Annotated in this window: 24 protein-coding genes; 12 read left to right on the plus strand and 12 right to left on the minus strand. The window is 57.9% G+C overall.

The features are described from left to right. Positions 1–3: 3 nt before the first annotated feature. The 3 genes from AC2FLP_RS03265 to AC2FLP_RS03275 all read right to left on the minus strand — a co-directional run bounded on the left by AC2FLP_RS03265 (position 4) and on the right by AC2FLP_RS03275 (position 3,462). Positions 4–1,212 carry a multidrug effflux MFS transporter gene (locus AC2FLP_RS03265; protein WP_299893715.1) on the minus strand — a complete coding sequence of 403 codons (1,209 nt, stop codon included), beginning with the start codon at positions 1,210–1,212 and terminating at the stop codon, positions 4–6. Positions 1,213–1,288: 76 nt separating this feature from the next. Continuing rightward, positions 1,289–1,948, minus strand: coding sequence for a DsbA family oxidoreductase (locus AC2FLP_RS03270; RefSeq protein WP_117868793.1), 660 nt, complete (start codon positions 1,946–1,948; stop codon positions 1,289–1,291). Then, a complete protein-coding gene (locus AC2FLP_RS03275; protein WP_496680757.1) occupies positions 1,945–3,462 on the minus strand; it encodes a class I adenylate-forming enzyme family protein in 1,518 nt (505 codons plus the stop codon). The genes AC2FLP_RS03270 and AC2FLP_RS03275 overlap by 4 nt, the downstream gene beginning before the upstream one ends. A 64-nt stretch (positions 3,463–3,526) precedes the next feature. Between AC2FLP_RS03275 and AC2FLP_RS03280 the strand changes: the two genes are divergently transcribed. Further along, a complete protein-coding gene (locus tag AC2FLP_RS03280) occupies positions 3,527–4,150 on the plus strand; it encodes a helix-turn-helix domain-containing protein (RefSeq protein WP_117868795.1) in 624 nt (207 codons plus the stop codon). Here AC2FLP_RS03280 and AC2FLP_RS03285 read toward each other — a convergent pair. Next, positions 4,139–4,378: a hypothetical protein gene (locus AC2FLP_RS03285; protein ID WP_117868796.1), complete on the minus strand. Its 240-nt coding sequence runs from the start codon at positions 4,376–4,378 to the stop codon at positions 4,139–4,141. The two genes, AC2FLP_RS03280 and AC2FLP_RS03285, sit on opposite strands and share 12 nt — an antisense overlap. A 558-nt stretch (positions 4,379–4,936) precedes the next feature. Then, complete coding sequence (locus AC2FLP_RS03290) at positions 4,937–6,754, minus strand: extracellular solute-binding protein (RefSeq protein ID WP_496680754.1); 1,818 nt, start codon at positions 6,752–6,754, stop codon at positions 4,937–4,939. A 298-nt stretch (positions 6,755–7,052) separates the two neighbouring features. Between AC2FLP_RS03290 and AC2FLP_RS03295 the strand changes: the two genes are divergently transcribed. Further along, positions 7,053–7,826, plus strand: a complete 774-nt coding sequence (locus AC2FLP_RS03295) for a 3-hydroxybutyrate dehydrogenase (RefSeq protein ID WP_496676456.1) — start codon at positions 7,053–7,055, stop codon at positions 7,824–7,826. Between the two features lie 67 nt (positions 7,827–7,893). Further along, positions 7,894–8,919, plus strand: a complete 1,026-nt coding sequence (locus tag AC2FLP_RS03300; RefSeq protein WP_496680751.1) for a patatin-like phospholipase family protein — start codon at positions 7,894–7,896, stop codon at positions 8,917–8,919. On the opposite strand, the gene AC2FLP_RS03305 is transcribed toward AC2FLP_RS03300, so the two are convergent. The 3 genes from AC2FLP_RS03305 to AC2FLP_RS03315 all read right to left on the minus strand — a co-directional run bounded on the left by AC2FLP_RS03305 (position 8,920) and on the right by AC2FLP_RS03315 (position 11,463). After that, entirely contained in the window at positions 8,920–9,597 is a 678-nt protein-coding gene (locus AC2FLP_RS03305; protein ID WP_117868800.1) for a DUF502 domain-containing protein, read from the minus strand. It lies immediately after the preceding gene. A 64-nt stretch (positions 9,598–9,661) separates the two neighbouring features. Further along, the gene (locus AC2FLP_RS03310; protein ID WP_299893702.1) at positions 9,662–10,573 is read right to left on the minus strand and encodes a pseudouridine-5'-phosphate glycosidase; all 912 of its coding nucleotides are present in this window, start codon (positions 10,571–10,573) and stop codon (positions 9,662–9,664) included. Then, a complete protein-coding gene (locus tag AC2FLP_RS03315) occupies positions 10,570–11,463 on the minus strand; it encodes a PfkB family carbohydrate kinase (RefSeq protein ID WP_299893700.1) in 894 nt (297 codons plus the stop codon). The genes AC2FLP_RS03310 and AC2FLP_RS03315 overlap by 4 nt, the downstream gene beginning before the upstream one ends. Positions 11,464–11,634: 171 nt before the next feature. Here AC2FLP_RS03315 and AC2FLP_RS03320 point away from each other — a divergent pair, with 171 nt between their 5' ends. Then, on the plus strand, positions 11,635–12,777 hold the full coding sequence (locus AC2FLP_RS03320) for a HupE/UreJ family protein (protein ID WP_496680748.1): 1,143 nt from the start codon (positions 11,635–11,637) through the stop codon (positions 12,775–12,777). On the opposite strand, the gene AC2FLP_RS03325 is transcribed toward AC2FLP_RS03320, so the two are convergent. Further along, positions 12,774–13,394 (minus strand): thiamine phosphate synthase, encoded by a 621-nt coding sequence (locus AC2FLP_RS03325; RefSeq protein WP_496680745.1) that lies wholly within the window; start codon positions 13,392–13,394, stop codon positions 12,774–12,776. The two genes, AC2FLP_RS03320 and AC2FLP_RS03325, sit on opposite strands and share 4 nt — an antisense overlap. 155 nt (positions 13,395–13,549) lie before the next feature. On the opposite strand from AC2FLP_RS03325, the gene AC2FLP_RS03330 reads away from it, so the two are divergent. The 4 genes from AC2FLP_RS03330 to AC2FLP_RS03345 all read left to right on the plus strand — a co-directional run bounded on the left by AC2FLP_RS03330 (position 13,550) and on the right by AC2FLP_RS03345 (position 17,870). After that, positions 13,550–14,293, plus strand: coding sequence for an RNA methyltransferase (locus AC2FLP_RS03330; RefSeq protein WP_117868805.1), 744 nt, complete (start codon positions 13,550–13,552; stop codon positions 14,291–14,293). Between the two features lie 59 nt (positions 14,294–14,352). Next, positions 14,353–15,498: a heme A synthase gene (ctaA, locus tag AC2FLP_RS03335; RefSeq protein WP_299893691.1), complete on the plus strand. Its 1,146-nt coding sequence runs from the start codon at positions 14,353–14,355 to the stop codon at positions 15,496–15,498. Between the two features lie 4 nt (positions 15,499–15,502). Then, on the plus strand, positions 15,503–16,972 hold the full coding sequence (locus AC2FLP_RS03340) for a carboxypeptidase M32 (protein WP_496680742.1): 1,470 nt from the start codon (positions 15,503–15,505) through the stop codon (positions 16,970–16,972). Positions 16,973–17,147: 175 nt separating this feature from the next. After that, positions 17,148–17,870, plus strand: a complete 723-nt coding sequence (locus tag AC2FLP_RS03345) for a CE1 family esterase (protein ID WP_496680740.1) — start codon at positions 17,148–17,150, stop codon at positions 17,868–17,870. 157 nt (positions 17,871–18,027) lie between these two features. Here AC2FLP_RS03345 and trhA read toward each other — a convergent pair whose 3' ends face one another. Together trhA and gyrA are read right to left on the minus strand one after the other, a co-directional pair. Next, a complete protein-coding gene (gene trhA, locus AC2FLP_RS03350) occupies positions 18,028–18,690 on the minus strand; it encodes a PAQR family membrane homeostasis protein TrhA (protein ID WP_117868810.1) in 663 nt (220 codons plus the stop codon). 131 nt (positions 18,691–18,821) lie between these two features. Next, positions 18,822–21,548 carry a DNA gyrase subunit A gene (gene gyrA, locus AC2FLP_RS03355; RefSeq protein ID WP_496680737.1) on the minus strand — a complete coding sequence of 909 codons (2,727 nt, stop codon included), beginning with the start codon at positions 21,546–21,548 and terminating at the stop codon, positions 18,822–18,824. A 193-nt stretch (positions 21,549–21,741) separates the two neighbouring features. On the opposite strand from gyrA, the gene AC2FLP_RS03360 reads away from it, so the two are divergent. Together AC2FLP_RS03360 and AC2FLP_RS03365 are read left to right on the plus strand one after the other, a co-directional pair. Further along, the gene (locus tag AC2FLP_RS03360; protein WP_117868812.1) at positions 21,742–22,011 is read left to right on the plus strand and encodes an usg protein; all 270 of its coding nucleotides are present in this window, start codon (positions 21,742–21,744) and stop codon (positions 22,009–22,011) included. A 101-nt stretch (positions 22,012–22,112) separates the two neighbouring features. Then, positions 22,113–22,790 carry a lipid-binding SYLF domain-containing protein gene (locus AC2FLP_RS03365; RefSeq protein WP_299893682.1) on the plus strand — a complete coding sequence of 226 codons (678 nt, stop codon included), beginning with the start codon at positions 22,113–22,115 and terminating at the stop codon, positions 22,788–22,790. Here AC2FLP_RS03365 and AC2FLP_RS03370 read toward each other — a convergent pair whose 3' ends face one another. Next, a complete protein-coding gene (locus tag AC2FLP_RS03370) occupies positions 22,791–23,744 on the minus strand; it encodes a radical SAM protein (protein WP_299895687.1) in 954 nt (317 codons plus the stop codon). It abuts the gene before it with no gap. Between the two features lie 163 nt (positions 23,745–23,907). On the opposite strand from AC2FLP_RS03370, the gene zwf reads away from it, so the two are divergent. Then, on the plus strand, positions 23,908–25,362 hold the full coding sequence (gene zwf, locus AC2FLP_RS03375; RefSeq protein WP_496680733.1) for a glucose-6-phosphate dehydrogenase: 1,455 nt from the start codon (positions 23,908–23,910) through the stop codon (positions 25,360–25,362). Next, a complete protein-coding gene (pgl, locus tag AC2FLP_RS03380) occupies positions 25,359–26,030 on the plus strand; it encodes a 6-phosphogluconolactonase (protein WP_299643068.1) in 672 nt (223 codons plus the stop codon). Before zwf ends, pgl begins: the two co-directional genes overlap by 4 nt. Positions 26,031–26,033: the final 3 nt, after the last annotated feature.

Here is a 26,033-nt window from a genome sequence, read left to right on the forward strand (position 1 = left end):
AGATCAGGCTGGCAGACGCTCTTCGACGCGGCCCATATGCAGCATTAGCCCGAAGGCCAGAATGCACATGCTCAGGACGCCAAATGTCAAAGGCGCGATGGACCCATCGAAAAGCAACCCGATCGGCGCGGCAATAGCCGCAGCCAAAACCGTCGAAATGGATCCGATGACCGAGGCTGCCATTCCGGCAATATGCCCCATCGGCTCCATCGCGATGGCGTTCAGGTTGCCCAATGTTACCCCGGCCATGAAAAACACCATGGTTTGCCAGAATACAAACAGTGCAAATGAGGCGTCCGGCGAAAGGTGCATGGTGTTAAGCGTCATAACAAAAGCGGTGATCAGGATTTGTCCCCCCAGCGCCCATGTCACCATCCGGCGCATGCCCACACGCACCACAAGTGCTGCATTCAACAAGCTGGCCGACCCAGACATCAAAGCCACGAACCCAAACCAGAATGGAAAGCTGTCGGCACGGTCATGGATTACGTCATAGACTGGCTGAACCATTGTCAGCATGGTGAACAGCACCCCCATACACAGCGTCTGAACCATGATCGAAAGGCGGACAGTCGGATGGGTAAACATTTCTTTCGTGGCCGAGAGCATCAGCGGAAAGCGGAAGGGGCGACGGTTTTCTCGTGCCAGAGATTCCGGCAGGCGAACGCCCATCCAAGAGATGATGACCAACGCAAACAGAATGAACGATACAAAGATCCCGCGCCAGCCGAACAATGCGATCACACCCGCGCCCAGCATCGGTGCGGCTGCGGGTACCAACGTGAAAATCATCATCGCAATAGAGATGATCCGCGCCATTTCGCGACCCGAATACAAGTCGCGAATGATCGCCATGGCTACCACGCGTGGGCCAGCCGCGCCCAACCCCTGAACCACACGTGCGATCAATACCAGTTCCAGTGAGGAGCTGGCCCAGGCAACCGCTGAGGCCGCAATGTAAAGGGCTGCGCCACCGTAAATAACTGGCTTGCGTCCCAGAGCATCTGAGAGAGGGCCGGTAAAAAACGTTCCGATCCCCATCCCCAACACAAAAGACGTCAGGATCAGTTGCGCCCGATTGACATCATCTGGGCTGAGCTGCGCGCCGATCTCGGGCAGCGCAGGCAGCATTGAATCGATCGAAAAGGCGATGGTGGCGAACATCATTGCAATCAGCGCAATGAATTCCGCCTTCGACATGCGATTGGCCATGAAGCACTCCTAACCCGTTCGCGCTATCACGGCGGGTCGGCATAGGCCAGACTGGAAATTTGCACAGACCTCTGTGCTATTCTGCAGGAGAAGCCTCAAGTTGAGACATGATCTCAGCGATGACTTTCTCCCACATTTCAGGAGGTTGCGCGCCCGGCACCGCATGTTGGTTCGCGACAATGAAGGTCGGAACCGAACTGACGCCCATTTCGCGAGAATGAGCATCGCGGTTGCGGATATCCTCGCGGTCGGCGTCGGATTTCAGCAGCTTCATGACCACGGCTGCGTCCATTCCGGTGCTGTCTGCGATGTCGGCCAGCACCTCGTGGTCGCCGATGTCGCGGCCCTGCACGAAATAGGCGTCGAACAGCGCATCCACCACCTCGTTCTGCTTGCCCTCGATCCCTGCCCAGTGGATCAGGCGATGGGCGTCCAGCGTGTTGGGGGTACGTTTCATGGCCTCGAAGTTGATGTTCAGACCGGCCTTTTCGGCATGTTCCACCACCGGCGCATAGGCGCGCAACGCGCCGTCCTTGCCGCCGAACTTGCGCTCAAGATACTCGCGCCGATCCATACCCGCATCCGGCATGTCAGGATTCAACTGGAACGGATGCCATTCAATGACAAAGGGGTGGTCGGGCACATTGGCCAGAGCCTTGTCCAGATGGGTTTTGCCAATATAGCACCACGGGCAGATCGGATCGGACAGGATATCGAGCTTGACGGTCTGGGTCATTTTGTTGGTGCCTCGAAATAGGCCGGCAGCGCCCGGCGCAGGAGTTTGCCATTTCCGCCGGTTGGCAGGGCAGGCAAATGGATGAAGGCGCGAGGCTGTTTGTACCGCGCCAGGTTGGCTTCGACATAGGTGCGCAACGGCGTATCGTCCAGCTTTTCCGGGCCCGTATAAAAGGCCGCTATCACAAATGTGTCCGGTTTGACCTCGACTGCCGCTGCGCCGACTTGGGTTATGCCCGGATAGCGGGCAAGAACGGCTTCGACCTCGACCGGGGACACGCGATAGCCACCCGCGTTCATCATGTCGTCGTCGCGGCCCAGATAGCTGATCTGGCCATCCACTGCCATGGCCCCCTGATCGCCAGTCAGAAACCATTCACCCTGCATCCGCGTTTCAACGTCCTCGGGTGCGTTAAGATAGGTCAGCATCAACCCGGGGTCAGAGCGGTGAATGGCAATTGTACCTTCCTGCCCCTGTGGCACCGGACCGTCCGGACCAAGGATCGCCACTCGACGCCCGGGTTGCGGTTGTCCCAGTGCGTCGCCGCGCGCAGGATGGTCCGGGCTGGAGGAAATGAAGGTAGAGCATTCGGACATGCCGTAGGCTTCGAACAGCTCGGTGCCGGTGGCATTCAGCCACTGTTCGTGCAGGGCGCGCGACAGTTTCTCGCCCGCGCATAATCCGTGGCGCAGGTCTGGCAGCTCCATCCGATTGTGCCCTTGCACTATCTTGCGAAAGACCCCCGGAGCCGCAGCAAAGATCGTTGCGCCATGCTGGCGTAGCAAGGCAGGCAACGCATTGATTTCGGTGCCGGGTTCCGGGATCAGGGCCGTCGCACCGATGGTCCATGGGTCCATCAAGCCAGTGCCCAGCGTATAGGTCCAGTTGAAAGCCCCCGCGTGACACAGCCGGTCGGTCTCGCGCAGACCATACCAGCCATCGACCATCATCTGCCGCGCCCAGATTGCCCGGTGGGCATGGGCCACGGCACGAGGCTTGCCCGAAGTTCCAGAGGTGTAGACGACATAGGCCATACGTTCCGGATCGCCCATGTCAAAACCTGCCGTGGGCAGGTTTCGCATCGCTTTCAACTCGTCCAGCCTGATCTGCTTGGAATGCGAGGCACAGGCAACATCCGGATCGTGCAGTATGGCCGCCGGAGAAAGCTCGTCGATCATTTTGGCGGTTTCGGGTTCTGTCAGTTGCGACGATGTCGGCACCGGTACGATACCCACGGCAATTGCACCCAGATAGGCAATCGGGAAGTCCACAGTATTGCCCAGCCGCATCAGGGCGATATCTCCGGGTTTCAATCCTGCCCGCAGCAACCCCGCGCCGGTGCCCAGCACGGCTGTTTTCAGATTGCGAAAGCTCCAATCCTGCGTATCGTTTTCACGCAAGACTGACAAAGCCACTTTATCCGGGGCTTGATCCGCGCAGCCCAGAACATGAGCTGCCAGATTGAAAGGCGTGGGGCAGGGCGCAGGCGCCCCCTGATCGAAGATTGACAACATGGCCTCTGGCTATCGCGCCGCCTGTCGCGTTGCAAGCGTGGCTGGCCGGGCCTATAGAAGGGTCATGAGCACTCAAGATCCCAAATCTCTGATCCGAATTGCCCGCAACTCTGGCGAACACACCGAAGTTGAACCGTTGGACCTTGGCGCGCGTGTGAGAGAGCTGCGCAAAGCACGGGAATGGACATTGGAGCAAGCCGCCAGTCAGGCCGGTTTGGCACGTTCGACCCTCAGCAAGATCGAAAACGGGCAGATGTCGCCGACCTACGACGCGCTCAAGAAGCTTGCGACTGGATTGGAGATTTCGGTTCCGCAGCTTTTCACGCCGCCCCAGCGCGATCAGGTGATCGGGCGTATGGCGATAACCCGTCTGGGCGACGGCACGGCGCACGCCACAACCACTTATGAACATGAGTTGCTGGCCGAAACCCTGACCAAGAAACAAATGCTGCCCTATCGTGCGCGGGTCCGCGCGAGATCAATGGAGGAATTTGACGGCTGGGTGCGCCATGACGGAGAAGAGTTCATGTATGTACTGACCGGTGTCGTCAAGCTTTACACCGAGTTTTATGAGCCGGTGGAGATGCGCAGGGGCGACAGCGCCTATTACGACGGCAGCATGGGCCACAATGTGATTTCCGTCAGTGACGAAGACGCGACTATCCTTTGGGTCACATCACTTGCTTAAAGCGGCACTGCTGAATTCACGGTTCAGCCCTTCGGTGAACAGGAAGTCTTCGACCTCCTCATGCGCCTCATTCATTGTAAGTTGGTGACGTTCGGCCAAATAGGCTTCAAATCCTTTTCGATCCTTCAACACGCGCATCATGTCTTTGTCACGCAAGTTCGGAAAACGCCGCTTTGCGCGTTCGCAGGCCGCGCTCCAGTCTTTTGTAAGATCGGTCCAGTTCATCATCAATGAGCTTCCCTTAGCAACGATTAGGACTGCTCTCCCCCACATCAGAGTACGAACGGGGTGCCGTAACGAAAGACATGACAAAATGTCGCATCCTGAGGCCGCGCCTTTTTTGGGGGGAATTGTGCCCGCTGCGAAGTATCCGCAGCGGGGCGACGGGCCTACATTTGGTGTGAGTGGTGGCGGGCCCGGTTGTTCTTTGGTTCCCAGCGTCCGATTGTCCAGGCAGTCCGGGACCTTGGGTTGGCATAAGCTATCTATGACGACTAAATATGCCATTTTTATACAGGTTTTTCTAGATGAGTAAAACTGTTTGAGGGCGTTTCCTGCGGGATCACCCGGTGGTGATGGTGTTGGCGGTCCAGTACGGCGGTTTGGGTGCGATCAAACGATATCTTGTATGACGCGGCAATGTGCTGAATTTTGCCGACTGATGGAATCTTCCTGACCGCAGATTGTACAGAACAGCTGAAACTTCGAGCTTCTGACGTTCGGAATACCCGCTTGGAAAGACCAGCCGGGATCACATACCCATCGGCTGGCCCTGGGGTCACGCCTCTACCGGGCGTCGTACCACCACACTTCTGGCATGTATTGCGGACCGTCACCATAGATGGGCAGGGTTTTCGGGTGCTTCAGTTCCTTGACATGCGCAATGCGTCCGATGTCAAAGCTCCAGATCGGGATGACATAGCGGCCTGCTGTCAGTACCCGGTCCAGCGCGCGGGTGGCATCGGTAAAGTCCTCGCGGGTTTTTGAGGCGAGCATGGCATCGATCATTGCGTCAACTGCGGGCGAGGATACGCCCATCAGGTTGCGTGTGCCGGGGGCATCAGCAGTCTCGCTGCCCCAATAAAGACGCTGTTCGTTGCCAGGAGACAGAGAAAGCGCCCGGCGGAATGTCGTGACGTCAAAGTCCAGTTCAGAGGTGCGTCCGACATATTGGGCATTGTCGACTTGTTCCGTCGTGACCTGAATGCCAAGGCGTTCCAGCGCGCGGGAATAGATCTCGACCACTGTTGCCATCTCGCTGTCGCCCTGTTGAAGCAGGAAAGTCACCTGAAAGGCATCACCATTTCCATTGCGCAGTGCGCCGTCCTGAACGGTCCAACCTGCCTCGGTCAAAAGCTTGGTGGCCTCGCGAAGGTTTGCCCGGTTCCGGGCCGACCCGTCACCCTTCGGCAGCTCATACCCTTCCAGCGTGCCTGGCAACAGGATGTCAGCGTAAGGAAGCAACAGGTCTTTTATCTGCCCTTGGGCCGGGCCGGGCTGCATGGCAAGGTCGGAGCCCGAGAAATAAGACGTGATCCTTGGTTGGGCGCCACCGGTTACCGTGTCGTTGATGAACTCAAAATTGAAGGCAAGCATCAGCGCTTCGCGCACACGCCAGTCGTCGAACGGAGCCTTTCGTGTGTTCATCACGAACCCGGTCATTCCCGAAGGCTTTCCATGCGGAATTTCAGTTTTGATCACATCGCCCCGCTGCACAGCGGGAAAGTTGTATTGCGTGTCCCATTTGTCGGCATTGAATTCACGGACGGCCGACAACTCTCCGGCCTTGAAGGCTTCGAACAAGACGCTGCCGTCGCCGTAGAATTCGATCCGCAGCTCATCAAGGTTCATGGTGCCGCGGCGAAACGGAATGTCGTTCCCCCAATAGTCCGGATTGCGTCGCAGATTCACGTAGCGTCCCGCTTCGTAGCTATCGATCACATAGGGGCCGGTTCCAATCGGCACATCATGCAGTTGCGCGTCAGCGAAGTCCTTTACCTCCCATTGTGCCTTTTGCAGGATCGGACGCATCCCTGCCAGCAGCGCAAGCTCTCGATCGGGTTCATTGAACGTGATCCGCACCGAGCGCGGGCCTGTTTGTTCGATGTCGTCGATCTTGCCCCAAAGACCGCGATAGCGCAGATGCCCCTGCGTGCCCAAAGTCTCGTAAGACCAGATCACATCATCGATCGTGACCGGGCTGCCGTCGGAAAAACGCGCCTCTTCCCGCAGGGTGAATTCGACCCAGGACCGGTCTGGATCGGTCTCAACTGATTCGGCTAACAGCCCGTAAAGTGTGAAAGGTTCGTCCCAGGATCGCCCCATCAGGCTTTCATGGGTCCAGAAAGGCAATTGCCATGGCGAAGTGCCTTTTTGCAAAAACGGGTTCAGACTGTTAAAGCCGCCCGTGTTTCCGAAAACAGCTTTGCCACCTTTGAGCGCATCCGGGTTCGCATAGGGGAGAGACACAAAATCCGGTGGTAGGGCCGGGTCCCCGTACATAGCTATGCCATGAGACGATTCTGCATGGGCGACAGACATCACGAAAATGCTGGCGATTCCCGCCGCAAGTGATCGAAACGGACGGAGAAATTCCGGGCTCATTTTGGAAACAATCCTGCTCTGGCCTTATTTTGTTGGAGATCATCGTAGTGATGATTTTTCTTATTATCAAACTTTTAGCTTGGACCAAGGCGCAGAATTGCTTATAAAGGTTGCACTGCTCGATAGGTTTCTTGCCTGTATGAAACCTGCCTCAATAACTTAACGCCCGCTTCGTGCGGGCGTTTTTTTGTGCGTCGCGAAGTCTCAGGCCGGGATTCCAATCTGATGTGTTTCCCCGTTTTCTTTGCAGGTGCAGCATGGCATGGTGCGCCTGATTAACGCTTGAGGGAGAATGGACATGAGCCTGTCCGGTAAAACGGCAATCATCACGGGATCAAATTCGGGCATCGGGCTGGGCGTAGCGCGCGAGCTGGCCAAGGCGGGTGCCGATGTGGTTCTGAATTCCTTTACGGATCGCGATGAAGATCATGCGCTTGCCGCAGAGATTGCGAAAGAAACCGGAACCAATGCGCGCTACATCAAGGCCGACATGTCCAAGGGCGAGGAATGCCGATCACTGATCGAACAGGCGGGGTCCTGTGATATTCTGGTGAACAATGCTGGTATTCAGCATGTCTCTCCGATCGATAAGTTCCCGGTTGAAAAATGGGACGCGATTATCGCAATCAACATGAACTCGGCCTTTCACACCACGGCGGCTGCGTTGCCGATGATGCGCAAGGCGGGTTGGGGGCGGGTGGTGAACATCGCCTCGGCCCATGGTCTGACGGCATCCCCTTACAAGGCGGCATATGTTGCGGCCAAGCACGGCGTGGTTGGAATGACCAAGACCGTAGCGCTGGAAACCGCGCAGGAACCGATCACCTGCAATGCCATCTGCCCGGGCTACGTTCTGACGCCGCTGGTCGAGGCGCAGATCCCCGACACGATGAAAGAATACAACATGAGCCGCGAGGATGTGGTGAAGAACATTCTTTTGGAACGGCAACCCTCCAAGGAGTTCGCCACCGTCGAGCAATTGGGTGGAACGACTATCTTCCTGTGTTCGGACGCGGCGGCTCAGATCACCGGAACCACAATTTCAGTCGATGGTGGCTGGACAGCACTTTGAGGTTTAAAGGGGGCCATTGCCCTCATTCCCCCGAAGCATTCTTTTGCAGAGACGAAGGGGCAGCGACGTGAAACGGATCAATCTGGCTTTGCAGGGGGGGGGCGCGCATGGCGCGTTCACCTGGGGTGTGCTTGACCGGCTGCTGGATGAGGAAGACATCGAGGTCGCTGCCATCACCGGAACTTCCGCAGGGGCGCTGAACGCAGCAGCGTACAAGTCGGGAATTGTTCATTCAGGGCGCGAAGGAGCGCGGGCGCGCCTGGACGGGTTGTGGCAGCGCATGGGCGCGATTGGCGACATGCGTTTCGCCAACTGGTTTCGCGGCCTGGAACCGGCGACCATTGCGCAGGCGATGGAGTATTCGGTACCGTTTTCAATCGGGGATGCGTGGTCGCGAATGGTGTCGCCCTATGCGTATGGGCCGTTCTACAGCAACCCGCTGGAACCGGTGGTGGACAGGTTCAATTTTGACGAGATTTGCGCGGAAGAAGGCCCGCGCCTTTTCGTGTGTGCCACTTGCGTACGCAGCGGCAAGATCCGCGTCTTTACCGGCGACGAGATCAGCACGGACGCTATCCTGGCCTCGGCCTGTTTACCGACCCTGTTCAAGGCGGTTGAGATTTTTGATCCGAAAACAAACCGGACCGAAGCCTACTGGGACGGCGGGTATACCGGCAATCCGGCTCTCTATCCGCTGTTCAACGATGATTTGCCAGATGACGTGGTGATCGTGAACATCAATCCGCTGGAGCGCGACGAAGTTCCGGTCACACCGCAGCAAATTCAGAACCGGATCAACGAGATCAGCTTCAACTCATCCCTGTTTCGTGAGTTGCGGGCGATCAGCTTTGTCCAACGGTTGCTGAAAGAGGGCAAGCTGACCTCCGGAGAGATGAGCCGCGTTCTGATTCACATGATTGCAGATAACGAGTTGATGAACAGCCTGTCTGTTGCCACCAAGACCGTGCCCAATCCGGTCATTCTGCATAAGCTGAAACAGGCCGGACGGGACGCCGCGGACGGTTTTCTTGCCAAACACAAGGACGATTTGGGGCAGACCAGCACAATTGATCTGCCTGCGATGTTCAGCTGATCACTCGGGTGGCTGGGTCGGATCTTTTCCATTCGGATAGACAAGCCCCGCTGAAATCACCAGTTTGGCTGCGTCTTCGATGCTCATATCCAGCAAGATCACGTCTTCTGCGGGGAAGAACAACAGAAACCCCGACGTCGGGTTGGGCGTCGTGGGCACGAATACGCTCAGCAGCTCTCCGCCGGTTTCGGCACGTTCGCTTACCTCACCCTTGGCGCTGGTGGAGACAAAGCCGATGGCCCAGATCCCGCGACGCGGGTACTGGATCAGGCAGGCTTTTTCAAAAGAACGCTCAGTCTGGGCAAACACTGTTTCCGAAATCTGTTTGATCCCGGAATAGACCGAGCGCACGACGGGCATCCGGTCAACAACGCTTTCGGCGAAGTGGATCAGGGAACGGCCCAGAATACCCTTGGCGATCCAGCCGACCAGAATGGTGAAGATCAGGAAGATGACCACGCCCACACCGCGCAGGTTGATGCCCACGTACTGTTCTGGCTGGAACTGGTGTGGCACCAGTGGAAGAACCGCGCTATCGATCCAGCCGACCACCGACCAGATCAGCCAGACCGTCAACCAGACAGGCGCAATGACAACGACGCCCGTCAGAAAGGACGCGCGCAGCCGTGAAAGCATGCCTGGGCGGCGGTGAGGTTCTTCGTCGAACGGTGTATTCATGGTGGTTCCGAATGGTTTCCGGAATTAGGTAGTCAATCCACGGCCTTGGTACAATAGGTTAACGTCACCTCTGTTTGACCAGCGCTTGCGCGATCTTTGCCGCCAACCGTGCATTGTTTCGAACAAGGGCGATGTTGGCGACCAAGGACCGGCCTTCGGTCTTTTCAAAGATTCGTTGCAGCAGATAGGGGGTCACTGCTTTGCCGGTGATACGATGGGCATCCGCATCTGACTGAGCCTCGGCGATGATCGGGGCCAGTTCCTCGGACGGGATCTGATCAGCGGCCGGGATCGGATTTGCCACCAACTGCCCGCCGGGCAGACCCAGCGCGCGGCGGGTGGAGTGGGCTTTGGCGATGGCGTCGGCACTGTCCATACGAAGGGGCGCGGCAAAGGGCGACTTTGCCGACCAGAACGCAGGAAACTCGTCCTGACCATGTGCAATCACAGGCACGCCCAGCGTTTCCAGAACCTCAAGCGTTTTGGCGAGGTCGAGGATGGCTTTCGCCCCGGCTGCGACGACAGTCACCGGAGTATGCCCAAGCTCGTGCAGATCGGCAGAGATGTCGAACGTGGTCTCGGCACCCTGATGCACGCCGCCGATACCGCCGGTGGCAAAAATCTCGATCCCGGCATAATGCGCTGCGATCATAGTCGCCGCAACGGTGGTGGCCCCGGTGCCACCGGTCGAGATGCACGCTGCCATGTCCGCGCGCGAGATCTTGGCGACACCCTGGGCCTGACCCAGCCATTGCAGCTGATCCTGCTCCAGCCCCACATGCAATTTGCCTTCGATCACGGCCATTGTCGCAGGAACCGCACCCGCATCTCGGATGTCCTGTTCGACCTGTGCCGCGACTTCGATGTTCTGCGGGTAGGGCATCCCATGGGTGATGATGGTGCTTTCCAGCGCAACGATGGGCAGGCCCGCGTCCTTGGCGGCGCTGACCTCGGCTGAGTATTGAATGTCGATCACAGTGGGGTTTCTCCGGAAACGTAGGTTGCAGCGGCGTGCAGGGCGCGGGCCATAGCCTCGTCACTGGATGCACCGCCGGATTCTGAGGCGATATGGGCCGCCATGAAAGTGTCCCCGGCGCCGGTCACGCGTGTGACCAGAACGGCAGGGGGTGTTTGTGTCAGGATATCATCAGAACTCCCGACGGTGGCTGAATTGCCGCCATCGGTGACCAGAGCGCGCAGCGCGCCACGATCCAGCAGGCCCTTAGCGGCGGATTCGGAGTCGGTGAACTCGCGCTGACACAGGATGCCGGCCTCTTCGAGATTCACGTAAAGCGTGGCGCGTGCGTGTTTCAGGAAGGGTAGCAACCGTTCGGCTTTGCCGGGCGAGGCCGGGGCCACGCGAAGATCAGCGCGAGAGAAAGCAGGGCTTTGAGCAATCTCTTCAAGCAGGTCCAGTGTCAGGTTGCCGTCGAGTGCGATTGGGCCTTCAAACGGTGTGTTTTCGTAGCCCAATGGCCCGTGCATCAAGGGGCGTAGTATCTTTGCGCCAGCGGCTTCCAGCGAATGCGCGTCGGCAATCGCCGCGATCAACCCGTTCGCCCCTTCGACAGCCATGTAGCGGTCAGTCGGCAAATCCTGCGAACGATAGATGTGATCCGTCACCATGCCGAGGCGCGAACAGGCGTGAACCAGCTCGTCACCTTCTGGGTCGCGGCCAATGGCAGTCAGCAGGGTGGGCGTCATGCCAAAGCGTACCAGTGTCATGGCGATGTTCATCGCGACGCCGCCGGGCAGGCGGGTGATCCGGCCCGGCACGTCCGAGCCTTGCCTCATGGCGCTGGCCGATCGACCGATGACGTCCCACAGGACCGAGCCGATGCACAGGATATTGGTGTTCTGAGTCATACGGGATGTCATGCCGCAGCGATGGTGCCCGTGCAAGCCGGAACGTTATCGCTATAAGAGATTCCCGATCTGCCGGGGCTGATGTTTCCTTTGGGCTTGCGATCCGTGGCCTTCGCGGGAACAATCGAGAGCAATGATTGGTGATTTAATTTTCCTGTTGGAGCGTTTCGTATGAATGGCCCTGCCTTCCGTGCCATCCTTCGAGTCCTCAAAACCTGCGCCCTGAGTATTATTGTTCTTCTGACTGTGCTTCCTGGAACTGTTAAGGCACAAACCGCCCCACCAACAGTTGTCGATTTCTGGGTCAAAGCTGACACGCTGTTTCTGGAGGTGAAATTGAATGCCGAGGTGATGCTGGCCGGGGCCGACCCGACACAGCCAGAAACCTATTCTGACGATACACAGTACCGATCTCTGCGGCGGAAGGTGTCGTCGGAACTGGAACCGCAGATCAGAGACTTTGTTCAGGTCTGGAAGCAAAGCCTTGTGGTCGAAGCGCCTGATCGCCTGGACCTGTCTTATGAAGGTGTGCGTATTCCGGTGGTGGGCGACACGGAAAAAGTGCGTGTTTCCAAGTTGTTGTTGACTGCACGTTTGCCGGATCATGCATCGAATCTGCGCCTGACCTGGCCGCAGTACAGCGGGTCAGTCGTTCTTCGTCAGCAAAACGTGATGGCCCCGTATACAGGGTTTCTGACTGCCGGAGAAATCAGCCCACTGATCCCGTTGCAGGGCGGGGCATCGCTGACAACAGAGCAGACACTGCAGACGTATTTCGCAAAGGGGATCGGCCGTTTTGTTCAAAGCCCCCTCAAGCCATCCATCGTTGTTCTGACACTCGTAATGCTGACACTGAGCCTGCGGCCTGTGGTGTCTCAGGTGGCGTTTTTGGCTGCAGGAGTTTTTATCGGGCTCGGGTTGGGCATGTACGGCGCGCTGGACGTGCCAGAAAATGTGCAGGACCAGGCGTTGGTGGCCTCGATCATCATTCTGGCGCTATGGAACCTGGTGGCCCGGCACTTGCAGGTCTGGCGACTGTTGGCTGTGCTTGCCGCAGGTTGTGTTCAAGGATTGGTACTGGCTTCGGATTTGACAAGGATCGGGGTGCCGCCCGATCATCTGGCCCCGGCTGTTTTTGGGTTTGGCGTCGGAAATACACTGCCTGTCATCCTTGTGGCTGTTCTGACCTTTGCCTGCGCGCTTTTGGTTGCTGGCGGGTCACACAGAACACGAGGCCGGATTTCGGTTCTGGCCTCGATGCTGATCGCCGGAATCGGCGTGTATTGGATGGCTGAACCCTGGTTGCTGGCTTAAGACATCGCCGCCAGCAGCGTGTTCAGCGCGGCCAGCGGGTCGTCGCTGCCCCAGATTTCGTCGCCGATACCGAAGAAATCGGTGCAGGGGGCCAGATCACGGATCAGCTCGGGCGTCAGACTGCCTTCGGCCACGACCGGGACCTCGATCATCTGGGACCACCATTGGAACAAATCCTTTTCGGCGCGGGTTCCGTCCCCCAATGTGGCGGTTCCGACGGGCCCGAAGGCCACGTAATCCGCGCCGTGTTCGCCCGCCGTTATGCCGTCATGGCTGGACGCGCCGCAGAAGCTGCCGACAATCGCATCGGTGCCCAGTTCCTTGCGCGCGGCGCGGACCGAGCGTGCGCCGTCATCCAGATGCACCCCGTCCAGCCCTAGACGTTGCGCCAACAGCACGTGGTTCGATATCACGATGGCCACGTCGCGGGCGTGGGCCACTTCGCGGCAGGCATCAGCGGCACGGGCGATGGTGTCTTCGTCGTTGCCAGCCAGCGCCAGGCGGATGCAGGCGATCTCGGCCCCGTCCAGAACCGATGCCAGTTTGCCGGGGAACGTGCTCAGCTCGATCGTCGGAGGCGTTATCAGGTAAATCTGCGGCTGCTCGGGGGTGTCCATGGGCGCGTCCTTCGGGTTTCAGTCTTTGGCGCGGTTTAGCGGATTGCGGCGGGGAAGCAAACTTTTATGGCTGAGGCCGCGCAAATAACACCCCCAGCGCCTTGCCCTGCAAGTGCGTGCCGATTACAGCAGGCCAAGTTTTCATAAGGTGAACCATGCCAAGCGACAAATCCCAGCCTTCCTTCGTGCTTGTTCGCCCGCAGATGGGTGAGAATATCGGTGCTGCTGCCCGGGCAATGTGGAACTTTGGACTGGACCGAATGCGCATCGTGGCGCCCCGTGACGGCTGGCCAAACCCCAAGGCAGTGGCGATGTCCAGCGGTGCAGGCCGGTTGCTGGATGAAGCACTGCTGTTTCACGATCTGGCCGGATCGCTGGCCGACAGCACCTTTGTCTTCGCCACCACTGCACGGCAACGCGGGCTGACGAAACCCGTCTACAGCCCCGAGCGCGCCATGCAGATCGCTGCTGAAAAAGTCGCGGCGGGCGAAAAGGTTGCGGTTCTGTTCGGCCCCGAACGTGCGGGGTTGGAGAACGAAGACATCGCCAAGGCAAACGCAATCATCTCGGTGCCGGTGAACCCGGAATACGCGTCGCTGAACCTGGGCCAATGCGTTTTGCTGACCGCTTATGAGTGGATGCGCCAGACTGGCGACGTGGTGCACGAATCTACAGATCTGGGCAAAGGTGACTGGGCCACGGGGATCGAGGTTGAAAAACTGGTCGAGCACTACGAGGACCGGTTGGAAGAGGCCGGGTTCTTCTATCCCCCCGAAAAGGCCGAGGGCATGAAAACCAACCTGCGCAATCTGTGGTCGCGGATGCGGATGACGCGGGCCGATGTGCAGATGCTGCACGGGATCATGCGGCAGATGGTCCGCTGGAAAGACAAAGGCTGAGGCTGGACCTATCTTCCGCCACACCCTAGCTTGCGACGAAATCAGGACATGAGGACAGCATGAGCGGTAAGCGCAGCATCTTCGAAGAGGTCTCGGACACGGAAAAACAACAGGCGGTTCAACCCGGTATGATCGACCGGGGGCGCGGCGGCGCACGCAAGGCGATCCGCGTTTGGCTGATGATCCTGTTTGCCTTGGTCGTCGCGATGATCGCAGTCGGAGGCCTGACGCGCCTGACCGACAGCGGTCTTTCGATCACCGAATGGCGCCCGATCACCGGAGCCATCCCGCCAATGATCGACGCGGACTGGCAGGCTGAATTCGACAAATACAAGCAGATTGACCAGTGGCGCATCCAGAACCAGTGGATGGAGCTGAGTGACTTCAAAACTATCTACTGGTGGGAATGGGGCCACCGCCAATTGGGCCGCGTGATCGGGCTGGTCTGGGCCATCGGGTTCTTTGGCTTTCTTGTCGCGCGCAAGGTACCCACGGGTTGGACCGGCAAGCTGCTGATCCCGGGCCTGTTGGGCGGCGTTCAGGGCGCGGTCGGTTGGTGGATGGTCGCCTCGGGCGTGACGCAGGGCGAGGGCATGACAGCCGTTGCCAGTTATCGTCTGGCCACGCATCTGGGGCTAGCCTTCGTGATTCTGGGCTTCCTGGCGTGGTATATCTTTGAGCTTGGCCGCGATGAACGTGACCTGATGCAGGCGCGTCGAGCCAAAGAGGCAAAACTGTTCTCGCTTGCGACTGGCCTGATGCATTTCGCTTTTTTGCAAATACTCATCGGCGCGCTGGTCGCCGGGATCGACGCCGGGAGATCTTACACCGACTGGCCGTTGATTGGGGGGCAATTGTTGCCACCGGATGCCACTGCTTTGGAGCCGGTGTGGCGAAACTTCTTTGAAAGCCCCGGACTGGTGCAGTTCATTCACCGCTGTGCCGGTTACCTGCTGTTTATCTTTGCCATTGTCGTGTGGCGGCGTGGCAACGCCAGCGCGCATCCGCAGACACGCTTTGCCTTCAATGCAGCTTTTGCTGCGCTGTCGTTGCAGGTCGTCGTCGGCATCGTGACCGTAGTTTACGGAGCACCATGGCAGATCGCCATATTCCACCAATTCATGGCCGTTGTCGTCTGGACCCTGATCCTGCGCGCACGATTCCTGACAGCCTATCCAATCGCAACATCTGTGCGCGGAGTTTGAAAATATGACCGCTTTCAACGAACTGATGGCTTTTCAACGTGAAACCTCGGCTTTGGGCCAGATCGCGGGTCGGCTTGGCTGGGACCAGGAAACCGTCATGCCGCGCGGGGCTGCACCTCAGCGTGCCGAAGAAATGGCCGCTATCGAGGCGGTCCTTCACGCACGCCGATCGGATCCACGCGTTGCAGAGTGGCTGGATCAGGCTGCCCCACAGGATGAAGTCGGTAAGGCGCAACTGCGCGAAATCCGGCGCGCCTATGATCGGGCGGTCAAGGTGCCTGCCGATCTGGCTACGGCGATTGCCCGAATTACGTCCGCCGCACAGGGAACCTGGGCCCAGGCGCGCGCGGACGAAGATGTCTCGGCGTTCCTTCCGGTGCTGGAAGAGGTCGTATCGCTGAAGCGTCAGGAAGGTGAGGCGCTGGCGCAGGGCGGAGATGTCTATGACGCCATGGTTGAAGATTACGAACCCTATACGACTGGCGCTCAGATCGCGGCCATTTTCGATGAGATGCGCCCGCGTCTGGTGGCCTTGCGCGCGGCCGTTCTGGATCGCCCGGAACCTGCTGCGCTGAGCGGTAGCTTTGATGAGCTGACCCAGATGCAGCTTGCGCAAAAGCTGGCGGTCGCTTTCGGCTATGACCTCAACAACGGCCGTGTGGATAAGGCGGTTCACCCGTTCAGCTCGGGCTCGGGTCTTGATGTGCGCATCACCACGCGAACCAGCGAAACAGACCCGTTCAACTGCTTTTTTTCAACCATTCACGAGGTCGGCCACGCCGCTTACGAACAGGGGATCGACCGCGACTACCTGCTGACGCCACTGGGGTGCGGCGTGTCCATGGGCGTGCATGAAAGCCAAAGCCGGATCTATGAAAACCAGCTCGGCCGTTCCCGTGCGTTTACGGGCTGGTTGTTCGATCAGATGAAGGGCGCATTCGGCGATTTCGGAATTGCAGATGCCGACGCTTTCTACGCCACTGTCAACCGGGTTCACAACGGCTATATCCGCACCGAAGCGGACGAGGTCCAGTATAACCTGCATATCATGCTGCGGTTCGATCTGGAGCGCGCGCTGATGGCCGGAGACTTGCAGGTCAGCGAACTTGAGGCGGCGTGGAACGACCGCTTCAAGGCTGACTTCGGCTATGCGGTGGACAAGCCGTCGAACGGCTGTTTGCAGGATGTGCATTGGTCGGTTGGGCTGTTTGGTTACTTTCCGACCTACTCGCTGGGCAACGTCTATGCTGGATGCCTGTATCAGGCCCTGCGCGGCGGCGTGCCCGATCTGGATGCGCAACTGGCAGAAGGCGACACATCTGGCGCAACTGCTTGGCTGCGCGAACACGTCCAGCAGCACGGCGGGCTTTATGCCCCGCGCGAGATTACCCGACGGGCAAGCGGCATTGAGCCGGGGCCCGAACCTTTGCTGGGATATCTGGAACAGAAGTTTAGCGCGATATATGGGCTGTGAAAGCGCGGAGCGGCAACTGAACAGTAAGGCTCATTGCTCTTGGCATTGAAGCAATGGCTCTGGTTTTAGCACTCAAACCAGCGCGACCTGCGGATAGCTTCTCACATCTGTATCAAGCACAGGGATGTGATGGCGTAGTACCCCATGTATGGTTTCCAGGCGACAATAAAACGTATTGAATCCTAAGGGCGAAGGACCATTCCCGGCCGTGATCTTTCTTCATGGATCCCGCGGAACGGGGCAAAAGGCTATCCAGAGTGCATTTCCCGTCAAGTCGATACTGGAACGCGGGTATGCCATCGTCGCTCCGACTGCGCTGGAAATTGAGTACCAAAGCGGCCCGGGCACAGGATGGGTTTGGAATGACGCATATTATGGCCGGCATGATTTTGAGTTCATTGCGAATGTGCTTGAGGACGTTTTAGCTCGATCCCCTATTGATCCGGCGCAGATCGTAACCACGGGCCATTCCCGAGGTGAATCCTTCGCTTGGTATCTTGCCTGTGCAGATGTTGACCCACGTCTGAAGGCTTTTGCCCCCGTTGCTGGAACACCAGTGCGCGGCGAACCTGGGAAATGTGCGGCAGCAGATTTCGATTTCAACATGTACTTTAGCCATGGTTATGACGACACAGTTATTCCTTTCGCGGGTTCCGGGTCTTCGTGGTCTGATCCGGGATATATGGGGGCAGTGGAAGCCACACTAAGGCTTGGGGTCTCTGCGGGCTGTAAAAGGGATAAAGTCGTTCCGCAGGATAGCTATGATCAGCGCGTTCTGAGCGATTGTGATACTGGTTCGACCATTTCTGTTATCGGCGATGAGGTCGGGCATGGCGTTCCAAATGGCTGGAGCGATCTGATGCTTGACTGGTTTGAGACAGTGAGCGCTTTGGAATAGGGGGCTTCCAACACAAAACGGGTCTGGTGAAGACGGAGAGACGGTCGCGGGACATGCCGCGCAATTTGTCTTCGGCTTCACGCGGAATACTATTTTCGGGCGACGCCAACTTTCGTTTTACGCAAACTTTTTCCCGAACAAATACGCGCAGGTTAACCTAAACGACCTGAAACAGTTCGATTCGGGCCGCGACCGCTGCAAAGAACAAAACGCTGCCCAGCAGCACAAATACATGCCAGATCGTGTTGTGGAACGGCAGCCAGTCCAGCAGGTAGAAGGCGACCCCGGCCGTGTACACGAGCCCTCCGGCAATCATCAGTGTAACGATCGTAGGCGACAGGTCTGCCAACATGGATTGCCCGGCCCAGACCACCGCCCAACCCATCAATAGGTATAGCGCAAGCCCGAACCATCGGAACCGGTTTGGGTCCAGCATCTTGAGAACCGACCCAAGTGTTGCCGAAGACCACAATCCGAGTAATAGCCCCGGGGGCTGAGCACCGGACAACAGTAGAAACGGTGTGTAGGTCCCTGCGATCTTGACGTAGATGCCGGAATGATCGAGGCGCTGCAGGAACCCGCGCCATTCCTCGTTTTCGACCATGTTATACAAGGCGGAAAACGTGAGCATGAGTATCAGCGTCACCCCGTAAACCGAGGCACCCAGAACCGCAGATTGATCATACCGGTAATAGATGGTCATTGTGATCAGCAGTGGTACGGCAACCAACGCACTTGAGACACCGAGCACATGGACCACCCCGTCGCTGATACGTTCCGTGCGACTGTAAGCTGGTCGGATATGCGCAAATGACCACATATGAAAAAGCTAGGCGGCAGAATGGCTTCGGGCAAGCGGATCATCCGGAGAGTTGTCGATATCGTGATCCAGAATGACAAAACGCCCGCAGAGCGAGCGTTTTGTTTCAGATCCGTAATTGAGCGTGAGGGTTATTCTTCGGTTTCCTCATCACCCTGATCAGCGATCCAGGCAACGCTGACGACCACTTCGCCCTTTCCGGTATTGAAGACTTTCACGCCACCTGCCGAGCGGGAGCGGAAGGAAATACCTTCCACCGGAACCCGGATCGATTGGCCTTTGGATGTCGCCAGCATGATCTGGTCGTCGAGTTCAACCGGGAAAGAAGCCACCAGTTCTCCGCCGCGCATCGCCTTGTCCATCGCAGCAACACCCATGCCGCCTCGTCCGCGGACAGGGTAGTCGTGACTGGAACTCAGCTTGCCCGCACCGCCAGCAGTGATGGTCAGGATCAGGTTTTCCGCCGCTGACATCTCGGCGTACCGCTCCTGCGGCAGCAGGCTGTCGGCATTGCCCTCCTCATCGTCCGTCTCACCATCGTCGGTGACACCGGCTACGGCGCGGCGCATCTTGAGGTACGCGGCACGCTCGTCTGAGTCAGCTTCAAAGTGGCGGATCACCGACATCGAGACCACGCGGTCGCCATTGGTCAGTTTGATGCCACGCACACCGGTCGACTCGCGCGAGTTGAAGACGCGCACATCCGTAGTCCGGAAGCGGATGGCCCGACCTGAGTTGGTCACAAGCATCACGTCTTCATCTTCCGAACAGATTCGCGCATTCACCAGTTCCACGCCTTCAGGCAGTTTCATTGCGATCTTGCCGTTTCGGCGGACGTTGGTGAAATCCGACAGGCGGTTGCGGCGCACGTCACCCGCGCTGGTGGCGAAGATGATCTGAAGGTTCTCCCACTCTTCATCCGGCACATCGACAGGCATGATCGCGGCGATGGAAACCCCGGTTGGGATCGGCAGGATATTGACGATCGCCTTGCCCTTGCCGGTACGACTGGACTGCGGCAAGCGCCAGGTCTTGAGTTTGTAGACCATGCCTTCTGTGGTGAAGAACAGCAGTTGGGTATGCGTGTTCGCCACGAAGAGGTTGGTAACAACATCCTCTTCCTTGGTCTGCATCCCCGAAAGACCCTTGCCACCGCGTTTCTGCGCTCGGAAATCAGCCAGCGGGGTTCGCTTGATGTAGCCGCCCGAGGTGACGGTCACGACCATGTCTTCACGTTCAATCAGGTCTTCGTCTTCCATGTCGCCGGACCAGTCGACGATCTCGGTGCGGCGTGGTACTGCAAATTGCTCGCGTACGCTGCGCAGTTCATCAGCAATGATGCTCATGATGCGTTCGCGTGAAGACAGAATATCAAGGTATTCCTTGATCTTACCAGCCAGTTCTTCCAGCTCGTCGGTGACTTCTTTGACGCCAATTTGGGTCAGCCGTTGCAGTCGAAGATCAAGGATTGCGCGGGCCTGAACCTCGGTCAGGTTGTAGGTTCCGTCGTCGTTCATCTTGGACAGCGGATCGTCGATCAGGCGCAGATAGCTTTCGATCTCGGATGCGGGCCAGCGGCGGGTCATCAGCTTTTCGCGTGCTTCAGCCGCATCTGCCGACGAACGGATCGTCGCGACCACTTCATCGACGTTGGATACCGCCACGGCCAGACCACACAGAATGTGGCTACGTTCGCGGGCCTTGCGCAGGTCGTATGCAGTACGTCGCGCGACAACATCCTCGCGGAAGTCGATAAACGAGGTCAGGAACCGGCGCAGTGTCAGTTGCTCGGGTCGGCCACCATTCAGCGCCAGCATGTTGCAGCCGAACGAAGTCTGCATCGGCGAGAAGCGGAAAAGTTGGTTCAGCACCACTTCAGGCGTGGCATCCCGTTTCAGTTCCACTACGACACGAACACCGTTGCGGTCGGACTCATCCTGTACGTGACTGACGCCTTCGATGCGTTTCTCGCGCACGGCTTCGGCGATCTTTTCGATCATCGCGGCCTTGTTCACCTGATAGGGAATCTCATCAACCACAATGGCGTAACGGTCTTTACGGATCTCTTCGACGCGGGTCTTAGAGCGGATGATGACGCTGCCGCGCCCCTCAAGATACGCTTTGCGCGCGCCGGACCGTCCCAGCATAACGGCGCCGGTCGGGAAATCGGGACCGGGGACATATTCGATCAGTTGTTCTGACGTCAGGTCCGGGTCGTCGATCAGTGCCAGCGTGGCATCGACCACTTCGCCCAGATTGTGCGGCGGAATGTTGGTCGCCATACCCACGGCGATACCACCGGCACCGTTGACGAGCATGTTTGGGAAACGGGCGGGCAAGACGGTCGGTTCCCGGTCCTTGCCATCGTAGTTGTCCTGAAAATCGACCGTTTCTTTTTCGATATCCGCCAGCAGGGCGCTTGCGGGCTTGTCCATTCGCACTTCGGTATATCGCATGGCCGCTGGGTTGTCGCCGTCCATCGAGCCGAAGTTGCCCTGTCCATCCAGCAAGGGCAGCGACATCGAGAAATCCTGTGCCATCCGCACCAACGCGTCATAGATCGCGCTGTCACCGTGCGGATGGTATTTACCCATCACATCGCCAACCGGACGGGCCGATTTGCGATAAGATTTGTCGTGGGTGTTTCCGGTTTCGTGCATCGCATACAGGATGCGGCGGTGAACCGGTTTCAGCCCATCACGCAGATCGGGGATCGCGCGGCTGACGATGACCGACATGGCATAGTCCAGGTAGGAGGTGCGCATCTCGGATTCGATGGAGACCGTCGGGCCGTCGTAGACAGGGCGCTCGGGCGGGATTTCGTCCATGTTTTCAGGAATTTCTGGCGTATCGCTCACGTAAACTGCCCGTATATTGTGCTGGGTCTATATCTTGTGGATGCACCTTATCAGACCCGGCACATAAGGTGCAAGCAAGCAGCGTTTCCTGAGGCTGAAATCCTCGGTAACACCCAAGTAACATATTGTTATCTAAGAATTAGGAAGTTTTCGTGCTAACCTGAAGACATCTTGCAACAAACCGGAGGTCTGCATGAAGACAAGCGAAACAGAATTGATGCTCAAGGGCTATGGTCTGACAACGGCTGAATTTTTCTACCATATGCCCGATTATATCCACGTCCTGAATACCTTCATCTGGCAGGAATACGACCTTGCGCCGGATCATCCCAAGCTGTTCGAATTCATCGAGTTTTGGCAGCGAGAGATCGAAGGGCCGCTGCATTCGGTCAAATTCACTCACCGCAAGATGATTGCGCCGGGTGAGTGGCGCAACATGGTCGGTGAGTTTCGCGTGAACTGAGCGGTCGGCTAAGTTTGCCTGAACGTCGGAAATCCCGTTCTCATTTGAGGCAAGTCGCGTATGGTGGCAGCCAATCTGTTGGTGTCACAGGAAAACAAATCATGACAAGAGCCTTTCTCTTTGCTGCGGCGCTTATTGCTGCAGCGCTTTGCGTGAACCGCCCTGTTTTTGCAGAAGGTGTTCTGGACAAGATCAAGAAAGGCGCCGAAAGCGTCGGGAACACGATCGACAAAGGTGCCGCCGCCGTCGATGAGACCATCGATTCAACTTCAGAATTGCTGTCCAATGAGGCAACACCGGAGGAAACTCGCGCCAAGCTGGACGCGATGGCAGGCGAAATTCTGGATCAGCTTCTGACGGAGAACCCCGAGGCGCAGGCCCTGTATGACATCAGTGCCGGATATGCGGTGTTCGATTCTCGTAAGGTGACAGTGTTTCCCGTGTCGGCGGGTTATGGCCGTGGCGTTGCAGTGTCAAAAGACACCGGACAGCATACGTATATGAACATGGGGACAGGCGGTGTTGGCGGTGCCATCGGCATCGGCGGTTTCCAGACCAAATTCGTGATCCTGTTCGAAACCCCTACTGATCTGGATAAGTTCATCAGCCAGGGTTACGACGCCACCGCAGAAACAGGGGCCATGTATGGCGAGGATAAAACCGGCGAAACCCTGCGCTTTACCGATGGGCGCTCGTTCTTTGTTCTCAACAAAAAGGGGTGGCGCGTATCGGCCGGCGCGTCGGGCACCAAGTTCTGGAAATCGCCCGAGCTGAACTGATCAGCCAGAACAGCTGGCGCCGCCCAAGACACAGAACTTGGCGCAATGAGGGTGGTTCAGATGCACGTCCGACTCGGCCTCGGCAAGGGTATGACCCATCTCGAACTCCGGCTCGTAGGGCAGTAGGGTGCAGGCCAGGACAGCAGGTTTTTCGGCCCCCTTGCGTTTGACCACCATACGGGCGCTGGCGCACATGACGTCGTTGGGGGATTTGCCCAGAATTCCCCAGCAAGCCGTGGTGATTTCGGGGACTTCAAAAGTTTCGTCCATTTCGGGGAACAGAACGGTCCGAGCCGGGTTTTGCGGGTCAATATCGAATCCGTGCTCGGCAAAGAATCTGGCATAACCCGTACGGCTTTCCGCCTCTGAATCTCCCCAGACGGTGCGTCCGGCAATGGCCATGTTGAAACCGTGGTCGCGCAACCACTCCATCCCGGCCAAGGTTTTGTCGAAACTACCCTCGCCGCGCTCTTCATCGTGCAGGGCCGGGCGGAAGTGATCGACCGAAATGCGCAAAGTCAACATGTGGTTGAATTCCTTTTGCAACCCCAGCAAGCCTTCGCGCATTTTGCGGCGCATCATCGGAGCCATTGCGTTGGTCAGGATCAGAACCTCGTATCCTCGTTCCAGCGCGGCGCGTGTCATGTCGATCATTTCCGGGTTCATGAACGGCTCACCACCCGTGAACCCGATCTCGCGCACGGGCCAATTGCGAGCTTCGATTTGATCCAGGTAGTCACGAACCTCGTCAGCCGTGATGTAAACCAAAGCATCATTGGTCGGGCTGCTGGCTATGTAGCAACTCACACATTCGATGTTGCACAACGTGCCTGTATTGAACCAAAGGGTTTCGGGGCGTGTCAGGGAAACCGTTGCGCGGGCCTGTCCGTCAGCTGTCACCGATTTGTTTTGAAACTTGCCGTTATTGGCAAGCTGAGGGGCGTTGTCTTTCATTCCCGCATCCGGTTCTTTGAGGTCGTCGTTCTGATCTAGCCCTTCGCCGCCGATTTGGTAAGGGTGACGCAGCGGTTCTGACAGAGTTTTGATCAGTGTGATTTCTCGGTATATGGTTGCGCTAACATTGGACATGACGGAAGGGGCGAGGTAAGGACAACTCATGGTTTCACGCGTCATACCAGTTGATCCCTTTGATCTGATTATTTTCGGTGGCACCGGCGATCTGGCGCAGCGCAAGATCCTGCCTGCGCTTTACCGTCGCTTTTGCGCCGGGCAATGGCATGAAGATGCGAAGATTATCGCAGCAGCGCGTGCGGGCCATTCCAAAGATGATTTCCGACGGATGGTCACAAAGTCGCTTCACCAGCATGCCGTGGTCCGGGCCGCGGATTCGCAGGCACTGTCCCGTTTCCTGCAGCGGGTCGACTATGTCCCGCTGGATGCTATGTCAGACGCAGGATGGGATGTGTTGGGTGAAAAACTCTCACCCAACCGCGTGCGCGCGTTCTATTTCTCGGTCGGCCCCAGTCTGTTTGGACCCCTGGCCGAGCGTGTCCGGGCCTATGATCTGGCGACGGAAGAGACGCGCATTGTGGTGGAAAAGCCGTTTGGGCATGATCTGAACAGTGCGCGAGAACTGAATGCCACACTCGCTGCGCATTTTGATGAAAGCCAGATTTACCGGATCGATCATTATCTGGGCAAGGAAACCGTCCAGAACCTGATGGCGGTACGGTTTGGCAATATGTTGTTCGAACCGCTGTGGAACAGCCAGTATGTAGACCACATCCAGATCACGGTTGCGGAAACCGTCGGTATCGAAGGGCGCGAAGAATACTATGAGCGCGCGGGTGCGATGCGTGACATGGTGCAAAACCACCTGATGCAGCTGCTGTGTCTGATTGCCATGGAACCCCCGGCAAAGTTCGATCCGGACGCTGTACGAGATGAAAAGCTCAAGGTGATCCGGGCGCTTGATCCTGTGGAACCGCATCACATCGTGCGCGGCCAGTTTTCGGAGGGGCCGGACGGGCCGGGATACCGTGAATGTGTTGGCAATCCACGCTCGACCACCGAAAGCTACGTGGCGCTGAAGGCGCATGTCAGCAATTGGCGATGGGCGGGTACGCCGTTTTATTTGCGTACGGGTAAACGGCTGGTGGCGCGCTCTTCGATTATCAACGTGATGTTCAAGGACGCACCGCATTCGATTTTCGGGGAAGAAGCCGGGCGTCACGCCAATGCGTTGTCGATCCGATTGCAACCCAATGAGGGGATCACACTGAAAGTGACGATCAAGGAACCAGGGCCGGGCGGGATGCGTTTGATCGACGTGCCTTTGGATATGAGTTTTGCCGAAGCGCTGGGGCCGGAAAATCAGGACCCGCCAGATGCTTACGAACGTCTCGTTATGGACGTGATCCGGGGTAACCAGACGCTGTTCATGCGTGGAGACGAGGTCGAGGCCGCATGGGCCTGGACCGATCCGATCATCGCCGGATGGCTGGCGCGTGGGGACGTGCCCAAACCTTATGACAGCGGCAGCACAGGGCCGGGCGACGCCGAGCTGCTGATGAAACGCGACGGTCGCCGCTGGCAAGGAATAAAGCCATGAACATTCAGGAATATGCCGATCGGGAAATGCTTGCGATCGATGTGGCAAACGCGTTGGCGGGTGAGCTTGAAGCCGCTTTGTTGCACAACGACACGGTTGCGTTGGCCGTCCCCGGCGGGACAACGCCGGGGCCGATTTTTGACAGTCTGTGCGCCGCTGATCTTGAGTGGGACCGCGTACGCGTTCTGCCCACGGATGAGCGCTGCGTACCGGCTGATCATGAACGTTCGAACGAACGCCTGATCCGGGAGAGACTGCTGACCAACCGGGCATCCGTGGCGCAGTTTATTCCACTCTATGTGCCGGGCACAGAGCCTGAAGCGGCGTTGCCCGAGGTTGAATCGCTGATCGCGCCAGTGCTGCCATTGTCGGTTCTGGTCCTGGGGATGGGGGAAGACATGCATACGGCCTCGTTGTTCCCCGGAATGGAGGGGCTTGCCAAGGCTCTCGACAGCCAAGCGCCAACCTTGATCGTCGCCCGGACCGATGTGCAGCCAGAAGCTCGGATTTCTTTGACGGCCCCTGTTCTGGACGGGGCTTTGTCGAAACATCTGGTCATCTACGGGCAGGCAAAACGAGACGTTTTGGAAAAAGCCATGTCAATGCCACCGGAAGAGGCACCGATCGCCGCCGTTCTCAGTGGCGTGACGGTTCATTGGGCGGAGTGAGGC

The sequence above is a fragment of the Ruegeria sp. CDSA141 genome (genome assembly GCF_059612005.1).